Source organism: Rheinheimera sp. A13L, assembly GCF_000217935.1.
Lineage (GTDB): Bacteria > Pseudomonadota > Gammaproteobacteria > Enterobacterales > Alteromonadaceae > Pararheinheimera.
In genome coordinates, this window is the sequence record NZ_AFHI01000016.1 from 1 (window position 1) to 15,040 (window position 15,040).

General features: G+C 44.9%; 15 protein-coding genes. 6 read left to right on the plus strand and 9 right to left on the minus strand.

Translation table 11 applies throughout. The annotated features are described in order from the left end of the window. Window positions 1–186, plus strand: a 186-nt coding sequence (locus RHEIN_RS21225) for a hypothetical protein (protein WP_237704355.1), incomplete at its 5' end; no start/stop codon positions are given. A gap of 128 nt (window positions 187–314) precedes the next feature. Continuing rightward, window positions 315–593 (plus strand): hypothetical protein, encoded by a 279-nt coding sequence (locus tag RHEIN_RS10195; protein WP_008898890.1) that lies wholly within the window; start codon window positions 315–317, stop codon window positions 591–593. 31 nt (window positions 594–624) lie between these two features. On the opposite strand, the gene RHEIN_RS10200 is transcribed toward RHEIN_RS10195, so the two are convergent. From RHEIN_RS10200 to RHEIN_RS10215, 3 genes are all read right to left on the minus strand, one after another. Continuing rightward, window positions 625–1,731 carry an META domain-containing protein gene (locus RHEIN_RS10200; protein ID WP_008898891.1) on the minus strand — a complete coding sequence of 369 codons (1,107 nt, stop codon included), beginning with the start codon at window positions 1,729–1,731 and terminating at the stop codon, window positions 625–627. Between the two features lie 81 nt (window positions 1,732–1,812). Next, window positions 1,813–2,703 carry an alpha/beta fold hydrolase gene (locus tag RHEIN_RS10205; protein ID WP_008898892.1) on the minus strand — a complete coding sequence of 297 codons (891 nt, stop codon included), beginning with the start codon at window positions 2,701–2,703 and terminating at the stop codon, window positions 1,813–1,815. A gap of 335 nt (window positions 2,704–3,038) precedes the next feature. Next, window positions 3,039–5,666 (minus strand): TonB-dependent receptor plug domain-containing protein, encoded by a 2,628-nt coding sequence (locus RHEIN_RS10215; protein ID WP_008898893.1) that lies wholly within the window; start codon window positions 5,664–5,666, stop codon window positions 3,039–3,041. Window positions 5,667–5,958: 292 nt separating this feature from the next. Between RHEIN_RS10215 and RHEIN_RS10225 the strand changes: the two genes are divergently transcribed. After that, the gene (locus tag RHEIN_RS10225) at window positions 5,959–8,175 is read left to right on the plus strand and encodes a S9 family peptidase (RefSeq protein ID WP_008898895.1); all 2,217 of its coding nucleotides are present in this window, start codon (window positions 5,959–5,961) and stop codon (window positions 8,173–8,175) included. A 29-nt stretch (window positions 8,176–8,204) separates the two neighbouring features. On the opposite strand, the gene RHEIN_RS10230 is transcribed toward RHEIN_RS10225, so the two are convergent. Next, window positions 8,205–9,188 carry a 2-hydroxyacid dehydrogenase gene (locus RHEIN_RS10230; RefSeq protein ID WP_008898896.1) on the minus strand — a complete coding sequence of 328 codons (984 nt, stop codon included), beginning with the start codon at window positions 9,186–9,188 and terminating at the stop codon, window positions 8,205–8,207. A 78-nt stretch (window positions 9,189–9,266) separates the two neighbouring features. After that, the gene (locus RHEIN_RS10235) at window positions 9,267–9,752 is read right to left on the minus strand and encodes a glutathione peroxidase (protein WP_008898897.1); all 486 of its coding nucleotides are present in this window, start codon (window positions 9,750–9,752) and stop codon (window positions 9,267–9,269) included. A gap of 101 nt (window positions 9,753–9,853) precedes the next feature. Here RHEIN_RS10235 and RHEIN_RS10240 point away from each other — a divergent pair, with 101 nt between their 5' ends. Further along, a complete protein-coding gene (locus RHEIN_RS10240; RefSeq protein ID WP_008898898.1) occupies window positions 9,854–10,741 on the plus strand; it encodes an NAD(P)-dependent oxidoreductase in 888 nt (295 codons plus the stop codon). A gap of 8 nt (window positions 10,742–10,749) precedes the next feature. Here RHEIN_RS10240 and RHEIN_RS21040 read toward each other — a convergent pair whose 3' ends face one another. Then, a complete protein-coding gene (locus tag RHEIN_RS21040; RefSeq protein WP_008898899.1) occupies window positions 10,750–10,920 on the minus strand; it encodes a hypothetical protein in 171 nt (56 codons plus the stop codon). A gap of 93 nt (window positions 10,921–11,013) precedes the next feature. On the opposite strand from RHEIN_RS21040, the gene RHEIN_RS10245 reads away from it, so the two are divergent. Then, complete coding sequence (locus RHEIN_RS10245) at window positions 11,014–12,039, plus strand: GlxA family transcriptional regulator (protein ID WP_008898900.1); 1,026 nt, start codon at window positions 11,014–11,016, stop codon at window positions 12,037–12,039. Between the two features lie 103 nt (window positions 12,040–12,142). After that, window positions 12,143–12,658, plus strand: a complete 516-nt coding sequence (locus RHEIN_RS10250) for a hypothetical protein (RefSeq protein ID WP_008898901.1) — start codon at window positions 12,143–12,145, stop codon at window positions 12,656–12,658. A gap of 39 nt (window positions 12,659–12,697) precedes the next feature. Here RHEIN_RS10250 and RHEIN_RS10255 read toward each other — a convergent pair whose 3' ends face one another. From RHEIN_RS10255 to RHEIN_RS10265, 3 genes are read right to left on the minus strand one after another with little or no spacing between them, the layout of a single operon-like run. Further along, window positions 12,698–13,354: a CoA transferase subunit B gene (locus RHEIN_RS10255; protein ID WP_008898902.1), complete on the minus strand. Its 657-nt coding sequence runs from the start codon at window positions 13,352–13,354 to the stop codon at window positions 12,698–12,700. Window positions 13,355–13,366: 12 nt separating this feature from the next. Further along, the gene (locus tag RHEIN_RS10260; RefSeq protein ID WP_008898903.1) at window positions 13,367–14,068 is read right to left on the minus strand and encodes a CoA transferase subunit A; all 702 of its coding nucleotides are present in this window, start codon (window positions 14,066–14,068) and stop codon (window positions 13,367–13,369) included. Between the two features lie 29 nt (window positions 14,069–14,097). Then, window positions 14,098–15,036: a hydroxymethylglutaryl-CoA lyase gene (locus tag RHEIN_RS10265; protein WP_008898904.1), complete on the minus strand. Its 939-nt coding sequence runs from the start codon at window positions 15,034–15,036 to the stop codon at window positions 14,098–14,100. Between the last annotated feature and the right edge of the window lie 4 nt (window positions 15,037–15,040).

Genomic DNA, 15,040 nt, shown 5'->3' on the forward strand with positions numbered 1-15,040 from the left:
ATTTGCGTTGCCACAGGCGGTCGCCAGGGTGAAACAGGAAAAATGGGACGCAAACAGTTTTGCGTCACGCCTGTTTCACGCCTTGAGCTATGCGAAAGGCCGGACAAGACGGCCTGCTGCCGCCTGACCGCCCGCAATAATGTAGTTCACCGCACTGAATTCAGAACAAATCCGCTGTTCAAGTAGTTCACCGCCCCCGAATTCAACACCAATCCGCTCTTAAAATCCCAAACTACCGCCCCTACAGGCGATTGCACCCTATTTATATTTATGTAAAAGTATTTCAATTCAAACAGATAAAACCAAGGCCAACCATGCCCAATTCCCTACGCACCTACAGCAACAACATCTTTATCGCTCTAAGCCGTTTACTGAATGCCTTACTGGGTGGTAATCCAAGCTTAACGTTAAGCGCAAGGGCGGGCTTGAATTATAGAAAAGGGCTGTGGAGCCAACAAAGACGATTGATTAATACAGTATTCTGGTTACAGCAGGACCATTGTGAATTTGCGATACGGCTGGATACAGACAGAAATCAGCAAGCGCTAAGAGATGTTACAGAAGGGTATACAGAAAAAACAGAGCCTTTGTGACATCAACGACATCACAAAGGCATCAGAATGATTAATTAAGTGCAGGCCTCATTTCAACCACAACTTCGTTGTTATGGAAAAGTTGTAACTTATCACCATTTAACTCAATACGATCAGCCATCTGTAAGTGTTGAGTAAAGTTTGATTCATAGTAGTTACTTTGAGCGCAGTACTTCTTAGTGCTGACTAAAGGGTTTACTTTCAATAGGTTAGAACTTTGACTGTAGCTTGCATTAAAGACATTACAGCCTGAAAAACCATAGAGTTTGGCATTATCATTGAACAGCATACGTAAGTTGTAGTGTTGTGGTACCTGGATAAACTTCACCCGCTCTACCCGCCAGACAATACCTTGTACCTTAGCTACATTCAATTTGTCAGGGCAGGTTGCTCCAGGCCAAAATTGTTCAAACTTTTCGACAAACAACATCTTGTCTTCTTTTGGGCTTTGACGTGCAACCATAGTGGCAATGACTGCTTTTCCGTTCAGATTTTTGTCTGTCTGGTAATTACGCAGCATAGGGATATGATGCTGAGTCATGGCGACAGATGATTTTTCACCATTGCTACATGAGGTAAAAAAAGCATTATTATCAACAACCTGATACATACCTAGCATCTGCATACTGGTATCAAGTTTAATAAAATCATTGGAGCGTACTAACTCATAGTTATCTTTAGACACTACAGGTTTACCAGCTTCATCCAATAGTACAACTTTGTTATTGCTGACAAACTGGAACGAGGGAATCTTTGCCTGCTGAGACATCAGATGGATCACCCGGCCTTCCAGTAACCAGGTGCCTTTCACCAGATTTACTTCATGCTGATCAATAAATTCCTGACGGGCTTCAAACTTGCCATCCTGGAACAGATTGACATGATATTTTATGCCCGGGCAGCCTTCACAAGGTAAAGTGCCAGTAAAACTCATATCCCGGTCGATAAAAATATGGCCAAAGTCAGTCGCTTGCGCCTGCGCAATGTTGTCATTTAATACTTCATTTTCGACTAAATCAGGTTCCGGAGCGACCACAGGTTCAATGACTTTCTTCATGGGAGCAGGCGTCTGCTGAGGTAATTGGCTACAACCAGCCAAAGCCAGCAATACAGCACTCACAATAATACTATGTTTCATATTTATCTGGATCCGGAGAAAATTGGCGCCATTATAAAGCAACTGCGCAGACAGTCGAATGGTATTACTGATTAAAAATTGTCATATTTCGTTCTTTTGCTGTGGTAACAGAAAGTCCCGTATCAAACCCGAGCTTTCTTTTGGATTTTCCTGCATAAAACAATGACCACCAGTTAGCTTATGCAACTGAACAGAATGATTTAAGTTGCGCCATTTTTCTGCCGACTTGCTGACAAATGGGTAGGTTTTGTTGCCATAAATCAAAAGAGTAGGGCTACAGGGTTGCTTTAACTGAAACCAAAGCTTTTTTGGGTATGAGCCAAATATTTCGGCTTCGCGTTCAGCTTTGCATTTTAGTTCCAGGCCGTCATTACTATGATACAAGGCATGATCGATGTAACTTGCCAACGCATCATCCTGCCAGTTTTTAAACATACCTCTTTGGTGTAAGTAGGTATAAGCAGAATCTTTATCTGGCCACTGCTGACGGCGGTTGAGCGCCTTTTTAACCATTGGATTTTTTTTGTAAAAACCCAGCCAATCCAGAGTTTGCATCAGGGTCAGCATCCCAGGAGTAAATAGCACCGGATCAAGTAAAACTACGGCATCAAATGGACTGGTTGTTTTACTGTTAATAAGTGCTGTTAATACTCCACCAAAACTATGTCCAACAGCATAACAGGGGGCATCAGAAAATAAGTCTTTGTGCGCCAGCCAGGCATCATGAGCCAGATCTGCACTTTGATTCCAACCTATAAAAGTGCCGCCATGGTCGCTATCCCCATGACCCTGAGCGTCGGATAGAAATAAATCAAAATAGGGAACAAGTTGGGCTAAAAAGGGTTGGTACATCCGACTGCAATAGCCGTTGCCATGCAAAATATGCAACACCGGTTTACCACTGGGACAGGTGTAAAATCCTCTTAAGGTAAAACCGTATTGTGTCGCGTAGCTCCAGGGAATTAAGTCCATCTTTTGTCTTTCGTATCTAAATCTGAAAGCACTTTGCCATGGTCATACCAGATCTGCAATGACTAAATCGGAGGGGGGATGTTGAATATCATGCGTGTCCATCTTCGCAACAAGCATCCGGCCTGCGCCAGAGGCGAAAGACCGTTATCACCCCGACAATTGCGACATACCGTCCATCCATGGACATCGTCGCAACAATGTTCCCAACAGTTGCGACATACCGTCCATCCATGGACATCGTCGCAACAATGTTCCCAACAGTTGCGACATACCGTCCATCCATGGACATAAAAAAGCCCGGTATCAAACCGGGCTTTTAGCGGGAACACTTCTGATCAGAAGCTATAGTTTAGACGGGCATAATAGAAACCACCGTTAATGCCCATTACTGCAGTAGTTGGGTATTTAGAACCCGCTATACCCTGCCATTTATGTTCATCAGGGTAGGCGTCAAATAAGTTTTGCGCACCAACACTGATTTCATAACTATCGTTGATACTGTAGCTGATTTCCGCATCAACGGTAATTGCTGAACCTACTTCAATAGGTATGCCGCCGTCAGCTTCCAATAACACACCATTGTCTAAGTGGTCTTCATAAAAGGCACCAAAATGGTTAAAGCGAACATAACCTTTCCAGTCACCATAGTTCTGATTCACTGTGAAGCTGCCCCGAACCCGAGGTAAACCACGTTCTAACTGCTCTTTTTTGGCATCACTGATATTGGTTGTCAGCTCGCCATCGATCAGGTATTCGCTGATACGATCCACCGTAGTGTCAGTCCAGTTATATGCAAAAGCCAGAGTAGTGCGGCCATCCCACAGATCAAATCCATAGTTAGCTACTAAATCCAGGCCTTGAGTCGTGGTATCAAAATCGTTGGTGAAATATTTTACGCTGGTAAAGCTGCTGGCATCATTTACGCCTAAGGCCAGCAAAGCGTCTATGTCTGCCTGATTTAGTTTTAAGCCAGATGTTTGACTGATGCGGTCATCTACTTTGATATGGAAATAATCCAAAGTGACGTACCAATCATTCACTTCAAGCACTGTACCTATAGAGAAGTTTTTTGATTTTTCAGGAGTTAATGGCTTGCCACCCTTTTGCAGTGAAATAGGATGATCAGGCGGTAAAGTTGCTGTATCAACTAAGCCTTCAGGGCTAAAGGATGTGGTTACGTTACGCACATGGCTTTGACCCACAGTAGGAGCACGGAAGCCAGTACTGACTGCTGAACGGAATGCTATTTCATCGGTAGCCTGATAACGCGCTGTCAGTTTACCGTTGGTGGTATTGCCAAAGTCTTCAAAGTCTTCAAAACGTAAGGCAAAGTCCATACGGAAATCGTCACTGAATTCAGCGCCTAACTCGGTGTAAGCTGCATAGCTATAACGATTAAAAGAACCAGCATCTTCAGGTTTAAAGCCAGGGAAACCATTTGAGCCTATACCAAAACCTTGTGAAGCCAATGGGCCCACTTCAAATGATGCTGCATCACCGGCATAAATCTCAAAGGTTTCATCGCGATACTCAACACCACCAGCTACGTTCAGCGGGTAAGGTAAAGCATCTACGTCAATTGGTTTGTTAAAATCTAAGTTGGCTGCTTTTTCCAACTGTACATACTTACCAGGACTGAAATCACGCGGAGTATCTTTGCCTAAAGAAGGGTTCAGGGTATCTTTTATATAAAACTCTACTTCGCTGCGGCCAATCGACATACTGGCATCAAAAGCCCAGCCTGATTCCAGTTCACCTTTTACACCTGAAGCTATAGCTGTATCTGTAACTACGCCACCAAACTTGGGTGTAAAACCACCCGGCAACATACTGTAATACGTAAAGCAGTGTGCTGGAAGTGCATCCACGTCAGCCATAATATCTGCATGGTCACGGATACGGGTATTGTCACCTGTACCTGTTCTCGCTGCAATAGTTCCGCAACTGCCTAAGCTCTCATCCAGATTACCAATCAGCAGGCTTGCACCGTCATCATTAGAGTAGACACCACTGCGTGTGGTCGGATGGCGAAAATAAAAACCACCTTCTACATCACGTTCTGCCCAGTTAGTGAATAAATAAAATTCACGATCTTTTGCTACTTCCAGACCTATATTGGCAAATAGCTTTGCATCCCGCTTAAATTCAGGTGAACCCCATACCTGAGCCGGATCTGCAATAAAAGGATTCCCAGCAGCAGCAGAGCCTGCAGCATCACTACGTTGCACAGAGCGGCTGGTAGGATCGGCTTGTTTATATTCTCCACTGATATTGGCAAAACCATTATCTGTAAAAGGCAAACCTATGTTACCGGAAATCTGGCGCAAATCACCGTCGCCTTCATAATGTTGGCCAGTTTTTACTTCAAAAGAGCCTCCTTCATCAGCATCTTTTAAGCGGAAGTTAATCACACCAGCAATAGCGTCTGAACCGTATTGAGCGGCTGCGCCATCCCGTAAAATTTCAACTTGTTTTAATGCAATAGAAGGGATAACAGAAATATCAGGGCCTTGTGAGCCGTCAGAAATACCACTGCCTAAAAAGGTAATCACAGCGGCACGGTGGCGTCTTTTGCCATTAACTAATACCAGGGTGCTGTCTGGTGGTAAGCCACGTAAGTTAGCCGGGCGGATAAGGGTTGAAGCGTCATTAATAGGTTGAGCATTAACGTTGAAAGATGGCACAGCTGCAGTCATCAGGCTAACCATATCGCTGGTGCCGTTTTTTGAAAACTCTTCACCGCCTATAACATCAACAGGAACAGCAGAATCACCTACAGAACGTGGAGCACCACGAGCACCTATAACCGCAATTTTTTCAACTGCAGCGTTTTCTGCTTTTTGTTCAGCAGCGGCTTCGGTTGTTTCCTGAGCTATTAAAGAAGTACTGAACAATAAACTGCCGCATAAAGCGATTTTTATGGCGGCAGCAACTGGATGGTAGTTGGTTATTTCTTTCTTCATGGATGTTGCCTTCTCATCTGGATTTTTGTGTTGGCTCATTTTTTTTCTACGAGCTCTGTACAGACCATATTTGAAAAACTTTTGTTTGTCTATCGTGATTTCATGTTAATTGAACGCGCTATTTTGGTAAGTTGTCGCACCAAGCTGGTGCTTTCACTGGTTTTTAGCGCTTTTTTTCGGAAAATGAACGAAAAATTTGAACCTAAATAAATGAAAAATGTCCGATCCGACTTGCTGTTTTTCTCAAAGTCGATTCAGATAGGGTGGTTATTCAAATCAAGGATCTTCACTGGTGAAAAAACTTCTTACTCCGGCTGCTTTAGCAACACTGCTACTTTCAGCTACAGCTTATGCAGATGCCACTTTACCTTTAGAACGTTTGTTCGCTGAACCCGCATTAAGCGGCACAGCGCCTCGTTCTTTAAGCTTTTCACCTGATGGCAGTCGTGTGACTTACCTCAAAGGCAAAGAAACAGACGCCAACAGGCTGGATTTGTGGCAATACCAGATTGATACAGGTAAACACAGTCTTTTAGTTGATTCAGATCAATTGTTTAGCGGTCCTGAGCTATTGTCAGATGAAGAAAAAGCAAGGCGTGAACGTTTACGCTTATTTGCCAGCGGTATTGTCAGCTATAACTGGTCCAAAGATGGTAAAGCCTTGCTGTTTCCGCTGAATGGCGACTTGTATTATTACGACTTAGTCAGCCAAAAAGCCCGCAAGTTAACAAACACTGAAGCTTTTGAAACCGATGCACAAATATCGCCCAAAGGCCGGTATGTATCTTTTATCCGGGAGCAAAATATTTTTGTATTGGATCTCAAATCGGGCAAAGAAAGCCAATTAACCACAGATGGCAAAGGTCTGATAAAAAATGGTATGGCTGAATTTGTTGCTCAGGAAGAAATGGGCCGAATGACAGGTTACTGGTGGGCACCTGATGACAGCAAAATTGCCTTTAGTCAGATTGATGAGTCGCCTGTAGCTGAAGCTGTTCGTAATGAAATTTATGCCGACGAAATTAAGCTTTTTAATCAGCGTTATCCTTTTACCGGCACAGCGAATGTGAAGGTAAAGCTGGGAGTTGTAGGCATTGAACAGCCTCAAGTGCAGTGGCTTGATTTAGGCAAAGAGCAGGATATTTACCTGGCGCGGGTGAACTGGAGTAAAACAGCCTCTTTGTTAACCTATCAGTGGCAAAGCAGGGATCAGCAGCATCTGGAATTGCGCTCTGTTGAATTGCCTTCAGGTTTAACTAAGGTGTTGCTGAAGGAACAAAGCTCAACCTGGCTTAACTTAAATGACGATTTGCATTTCTTAAAAGATAGGCAACATTTTGTCTGGGCGTCGGAGCGGGACGGTTATAAACATTTGTATTTGTATAAACTGGATGGCACTTTGGTGCGTCAGTTGACCCAGGGGGATTGGGTTGTTAATAAAATAGAAGCGATCAACGAAACGCAAGGCATGATTTATTTCTCTGGCCGCAAAGATACACCGCTCGAAAGTCATCTGTATTCAGTACCAGTCAAAGGGGGCGAAGCGAAGCGTTTAACTCAGGCTGATTTTTCGCATGCAGTGGTTATGGCTGAAACAGGCCAGAGTTTTATTGACAGCTATTCCAGCGTACTACAGCCAACTAAAGTTGAACTTAAGACTGTGGAAGGCAAAGTGCTGACTGTACTGGAAAGCAATGATGTCAGCGGTTCTCATCCATTAGCTCCATTTAAAGATACTTTGGTTAAACCGCGTTTTGGCACCTTAAAAGCAAAAGATGGCCAGACCTTACATTACCGTATATTTGAACCAAAACAGCTTGAAAAGGGCAAAAAGTACCCTGTTGTAGTAGGGGTCTATGCTGGGCCAGGTGCACAGCGTGTGACCAATAGCTGGAGTGCAAGGGATCTGTATTTCCAGTATCTGGCACAAAATGGTTACGTGGTATTTCAACTGGACAACAGAGGCTCGGACAATCGCGGTAAAGCTTTTGAAGACCCGATTTACAAAAAACTGGCCGATATAGAGCTTGTCGATCAAATTACCGGTGTTGAGTATCTGCGGACTTTACCTTATGTCGATGCAAAGCGTATTGGCATTTATGGCCACAGCTATGGTGGTTACATGGCTATTATGGCGATGTTTAAAGCCGGAGATTATTTTAAAGCTGGTGTAGCAGGTGCTCCTGTGACCGATTGGGCTTTGTATGACACCCATTACACTGAGCGTTATTTAGGTCATCCTGTGACAAATAAAGCGGGCTACGAGCAAAGCTCAGTCTTTCCTTATGTGAAAGACTATCAGGGCAATCTGCTGATTTACCATGGTATGGCGGATGACAACGTGCTTTTTACCCACAGCACTAAGTTGTACTCTGAATTACAGCACCAAGGTAAATTATTTGAAAGTATGGATTACCCGGGCAGCAAACACTCTATGTTTGGTCAGCCGGTGCAAACCCATTTACATAAAACTATTACTGCGTTTTTTGAACGTCAATTAAAACAATAATTTGTGGCGGGTATCAAACCCGCCCTTGATCACAATTCGTTGCCACTTAATCTGTTGGCCTTAAAAGCCAGCAGATTATCACTGGTCACCTGACAAATTTGCTGTAAAGCTTCGGCCGTAAAAAACGCCTGGTGTCCGGTGATCAATACATTAGGGAAAGTCAGTAGCCGCTTGAACACTTCATCGTCTATCAGTTGTCCGGACAAATCCTGAAAAAACAAATCGGCTTCCTGCTCGTACACATCCAGACCCAAATAACCAATCTTGCGGCCCTTCAACGCTTTAATCACAGCTTTAGTATCAATTAAGCCACCTCTGCTGGTGTTGATCAGCATGACACCGTCTTTCATCAGTGCCAGGCTATCAGCGTTGATCATATGCTGAGTTTGAGGATTTAACGGACAATGCAGGCTGATCACATCTGATTTTGTCCAAAGCTCTTCAAGAGTTACATAACGTACCCCTGCTTTGACCAGTTCATCATTCACCTGAATGTCGTAACAGAGCAGCTCCATACCAAATCCAAGCAGAATTTTAGCCGTGGCCGCTCCTATACGGCCTGTACCGACCAGACCTGCAGTTTTGCCATGCAGGTTAAAACCCAGTAAGCCATCGAGCGCAAAGTTATCGTCCCGCACTCTGTTGTAAGCTTTATGTAATTTACGGTTTAAACACAGGATCATTGCCACTGTGTGTTCTGCGACAGCTTCAGGTGAGTAAGCGGGAACGCGGGCAACCCGCAGGTCAAGCTCTTTGGCCGCAGCCACATCGACATTATTAAAACCAGCGCAGCGTAAGGCGATCATGCCCACTCCCGCAGCTTTTAATTCAGTAAGCACTGGGGCAGACAGATCGTCATTTACAAAAACACAGACGGCTGCATAACCCTGGGTTAATTTAGCGCTTTGTTGATCCAGTGGGCCATCAAAAAAGCTGAACTCAAGGCTTGGGTCTGCCCAATCAGCAAAACTTGTCTGATCGTATTTTTTTGCGCTAAAGACGGCAACTTTCATTTTGTGGCTCCTTGCTTATTGATCCGAAACTCAGAGTAACGCAAAAAGTCGCTGTCTATATTGTTTTTAATCAAAGCGTCAGCTGTTCAGCACTTCTTCAACCGATTGATGCAGGCTGGACGGCTTGGTGCGTGGGGCATAACGTTTAACGACATCACCCTCGCGATTGACTAAAAACTTGGTGAAGTTCCATTTAATAGCGCGGGTTTTCATTAAACCACGGGCCTGATCTTTCAGGTATTCAAACAAAGGGTCTGAATCCAGGCCATTGACCTGTACCTTGCCAAAAACCGGAAAACTAACACCATAATTCAGCTGACAAAATTGTTGTATTTCTGCGTTGGACCCAGGTTCTTGGGCACCAAATTGATTACAGGGAAAAGCTAGTACCACAAAGCCACGATCCTTGTACTGCTGATATAAGGCTTCCAGTTCCTGATACTGCGAGGTAAAACCACACTGACTGGCTGTGTTGACAATCAGTACCACTTTATCCCTGTATTGGGCTAAATCAACGTCCTCGCCTTGACTGTCTTTCACTTTAAAATGGTGAACCTTTGGCATAACTGTCCTTTTCTGCAACTCGTCTGATGCTTTTGCGTCAGAGGCCCTGATTCTAGTAAGCTTCTTGGCATTCAAGTCTGTCACAGAAATAAGTCAAAATTATGTCAAATTTATCACAACAAAAAGTAGCCTTTATTGGTTTGGGTGTTATGGGCTTTCCTATGGCCGGGCATTTGCAGCAAAAAGGCGAGCAAGTGTGCGTGTACAACAGAACAAAGCAGAAGGCGCTGGATTGGGTGCAGCAGTATGGCGGTACTTGTGCATCAACTCCGGCTGAAGCGGCCGCAGGCGCTGATCTGGTGATGATATGTGTAGGCAATGATGACGATGTGCGTTCAGTCGTTTATGGCGAGCAGGGTGTTTTAGCCTCTATGGCCCCAGGCTCTGTATTGATTGATCACACCACAGCCTCAGCCGATTTAGCCCGCGAACTGACTTTGGCCTGCAAAGCAAAAGGCATAGGGTTTTTAGATGCACCTGTATCAGGTGGTCAGGCTGGTGCTCAGAATGGTCTGCTGACCATTATGCTGGGCGGGGAAGCCGCTGAGTTTGCAAAAGCTGAAAGTACGCTGATGAAATACGCCCGCAGTGCCCGTTTATTAGGGCCTGCAGGTTGTGGTCAACTGGCCAAAATGGTGAATCAAATTTGTATTGCCGGCGTGGTACAAGGCTTGGCTGAGGCTATGCATTTTGCCCAACAAGCCGGATTAGATGGTCAGGCTGTTTTGGATACCATCAGCAAAGGGGCTGCTCAGTCCTGGCAAATGGAAAACCGTGGCTCCACTATGTTACAAGGCAAATACGATTTTGGTTTTGCTGTTGACTGGATGCGTAAAGATTTAGCTATTACCTTAAATGAAGCCCGTCACAACGGTGCTACTTTGCCCCTGACATCTTTAGTTGACCAGTTTTACGCCCAGGTGCAGGCGATGGGCGGTGGTCGTTGGGATACATCCAGTTTACTGACTGTATTGCAACGCAAAGCCTGATTGATAAACTAGTCATCCAGGCTGGTGCTGGCCAACCCTAAGGTCAGCACCAGTAATATCGGAATTTGCACCAGATGCAGCAAAGGATCCGGCTGTATTTGCCACGCCAAACCCACCACCATAGCCCAGACCAGAGCCAATAAAGCCAACACCGTTGTGCGTTTTGATAGTTGAAACATAAGCACCTCCTTTTATTGATGCTGCTACTTTACTTTGGGGGTAATCAGGTCTAAAGTGTCACTAATGACGTAATTGAGGCTGTAAGTGACAATATGAAACGCATTGGTATTTGGGTCAATCAAGACGTAGTGATGAGCAGTGTGACAGGGGTGATCGATTTTTTTACCTTCTGTAATAAATACTGGCAACTGATACAACACAGTGATCAACTGCTATTTGAAACCCTGTTAATAGGTCCACAAGCAGAATTACAGCATGGGCCTTTTACTATTAAGGTTGAAGCTGCAGATTTCAGTCAGATTGATATTTTGTTGATCCCGGGTTTCTATGCCTACAACTCAAAGGATCTGCTGCGTGTCAGTCAGGAATTGCATCCTTACAAAACAGAATTGCAATTGATGTTGCAGCAAGGCAAATGGCTGGGAGCTTTTTGCAATGGTACTTTTGCCTTGGCCGGCACTGGTTTGTTAGATGGTTTACAATCCACTTCGGTCTGGTTTTTTAAAGACTATTTCCGCCAGATGTTTCCGCAAGTCAAATTGGATTTACAGCAGTTGGTGGTGCAGCAGCAAAGCATCTTAACTGGCGGCGCTACTACCTCTTACCTGAACTTATGCCTGCGTTTTGTCGAGCTGTGTATGGACACAGCTTTTGCTCAGCAAATGGCAAAGATTATGTTGACTGATCCTAACCGGACGTCACAGTTACCCTATTTGTCACTGCAACTGGCACCACAGCATAAAGACGCTAAGTTAGCTGAAATTCAGCACTATTTGCAGCACCATCTTGCAGAACCTCTTAGCCTGGAGCAAGTAGCCGAAACTTTTGCCATGACACCCCGCACTTTGATCCGGCGTTTTAAGCAACATCTGGACGAAACGCCTATGGCTTATTTACAGCGTTTACGTATTGAGAGGGCAAAATCCCTGCTGGAAAATACCTTGTGGACAGCAGAGGAAATTATGCAACAGGTAGGCTATGAAGATATCTCATCTTTTCGTAAGTTGTTTGTGCATTACACCAGCCTGACACCTAAGGCTTATCGGCAAAAATTTATGTTTGAACCTCAGATCCACTGTTGTTCTGTGTCGGGTGAACAGCAAGGATCGGCAGCCTGACTAGTAAAGCTACTAAATATTTAACAATGTTTAACAAATGGGTTAGGAAAAGTTTGATTTGTGCTATTATCATGTGGCCAATTCATTGATGAAAGTAAATTAAATGTATTTATCTGAGATCGGCTGGCATCTTTATGCGCTGCTTTTTATTGTTTGTGTGCTGCTTCCAGCTTTGGTTTTATCGGCTCTGGTGTATTTTAAACCCCTTTGGTTAAGACAATCCTTATGGGTTTTCAGCTGTTGTACTTTGTGTTTTTTACTACTGAGTCTTAAGTTCAGTGATAACACTTTGTTAATGACTGACAACGCTCTGGAGCTGAAAGCGGGTTTATATAAAACGAAGATTGATGATATCCACTCTGCGCAAAGTAAAGTTTCAGTGGTCATTTGTGAAGAGCTGGGTGAGTTTAAACCTGAAGTTGCAGTAAACGCCATCAACCTTCCTAATTACAAAGTAGGTTGGTACAGGTTAGCTAATCAGCAGACAGCTTTTGTGATGCTGATTGGTAATATCGACAAAGTGACAGTGGTCAGCACTAAAAATGCGATTGCCTTAATTAGTGGCGATATTAACAGGGATAATGCTGGTGCTGGCTTACAGGCCAAGGCATTTCGTTAGAGCCGGAGCTTGAGCTCCGACTCTAACATCAGTTTTACATCAGAACTGCATTTCCGGAATATCACCCGAAACAACTAACTTACCCGCAGTTTTTTGCTGAATTTCCTCTACGCTGATGCCAGGTGCCCGTTCCAGTAAATGGAAAGCGCCGTCTCTTACTTCCAGTACAGCTAAATCAGTCACAATCTTTTTCACACAGTTCACGCCAGTCAAAGGCAAAGTACAGTTATCCAATAGCTTGGAGCTGCCGTATTTGTCAGCGTGAGTCATAGTGACAATAATGTTTTGTGCACCTGCGACTAAATCCATAGCGCCGCCCATGCCTTTCACCAATTTGCCTGGGATCATCCAGCTGGCGATATTGCCGTTTTGATCCACTTCAAAAGCGCCCAAGACGGTTAAATCAACATGGCCGCCACGGATCATGGCAAAGCTTTCGGCTGAGCTGAAAATCGCCGCGCCTTTAATAGCTGTCACTGTTTCTTTGCCTGCATTGATCATATCTGCATCTAATTCAGCTTCGGTTGGGTAGGGGCCCATACCTAATAAACCGTTTTCCGATTGCAGCATCACTTCAATGCCTGCTGGTACATAGTTCGCAACTAATGTTGGGATACCAATACCTAAATTGACGTAATAACCGTCCTGTAATTCCTGAGCCACCCGCATAGCGACCTGTTCACGTGATAATGCCATTTGCTGTGCTCCTTAAGCCTGACGGACCATACGACGTTCAATGCGTTTCTCAAAGCTGGCTTTGATCACACGTTGCACATAAATACCTGGTGTGTGAATTTGGCTTGGCTCAAGTTCACCCGGCTCAACAATTTCTTCCACTTCAGCCACAGTGATTTTGCCTGCAGTCGCAGCCATAGGATTGAAGTTCATTGAGGTATGGCGGAAGACCAGATTGCCGTAACGGTCGGCTTTCCAGGCGCGAACTATGGCAAAATCACCGGTAATGGATTCTTCCAGTACATAGTTACGGCCATTAATCTCGCGGGTTTCTTTGCCATCAGCCACAGGTGTACCGTAGCCTGTTGCGGTGTAAAAAGCCGGAATGCCAGCGCCACCAGCACGGATTTTTTCAGCCAGAGTGCCTTGAGGGGTCAGAACTACTTCGAGTTCACCGGATAACAGCTGCTTTTCAAATAATGCATTTTCGCCAACATAAGAGGCCACCATCTTTTTGATTTGGCGGTCTTCTAACAACACACCTAAACCAAAACCATCAACACCACAGTTATTGGAGACGACTGTTAAGTCCGTAGTGCCCATTTTTTTTATCTGAGCAATCAGGCCTTCCGGAATACCACATAAACCAAAACCACCGGCTATCACTGTCATACCGTTGCTCAGACCTGCCAGCGCTTCTTCATAGCTGGTCACAACTTTATTAAACCCTGCCATTTTTTATCCTTAATAGATGCTATCAATAGTTAATTCTGCTGGCATTTGGCCTTAAGCGCCAATCCTACTTTAGAACTAGGGGCTTTTCCCAACTGCTCGCTGATAAACCAGCCAACTGAAGCCAGCTGTTGTAAATCAACACCTGTCTGAATGCCAAGGCCGTTCAGTAAATACACCACTTCTTCAGTGGCAACATTGCCTGACGCACCGGCAGCGTAGGGACAGCCGCCTAAACCTGCAACTGAGCTGTCGACTACAGCAATACCGCGTTGCAGCGCCACGTAAATATTACTTAACGCCTGACCATAAGTGTCGTGAAAATGCACAGCCAGTTGTTGTACCGGCACTACCGCCAGCACCGCATCCAGCATGGCATTCACTTTAGATGGAGTGCCAACGCCTATAGTGTCACCTAACGAAATTTCGTAGCAGCCCATCTCCAGCAGCGCTTTAGCAACCCTGGCTACTTCAGCAGGAGTTACCTCACCCTGATAAGGGCAACCCACCACACAAGAGACATAACCCCGAACCTTGATACCATCCAGCTTAGCGCGCGCCATCACAGGGACAAAACGCTCCAGGCTTTCAGCTATGCTGCAGTTGATGTTTTTTTGGGTAAAAGCCTCTGAAGCAGCACCAAATACGGCCACTTCAGTAGCTCCTGCTGCTTTGGCTGCTTCATAACCTTGCAGATTGGGCGTAAGAGCCGCATAACTGATATCGCTCTTACGTTTGATGTGTGCGAACACAGCGGCTGAATCGGCCATTTGCGGCACCCACTTAGGGGAGACAAAAGCGCCGGTTTCAATAGTGCGCAAGCCAGTTTCTGCAAGGCGGTTCACCAGCTCCACTTTGGCTTCCAGCGATACAGCTTTTTCATTTTGCAGACCATCGCGTGGGCCTACTTCAACAAGTCGCACGGCTTTGGGTAAAGCTGCTGTATGTTCTGGGTTTAGTATCAGTGACATGCAT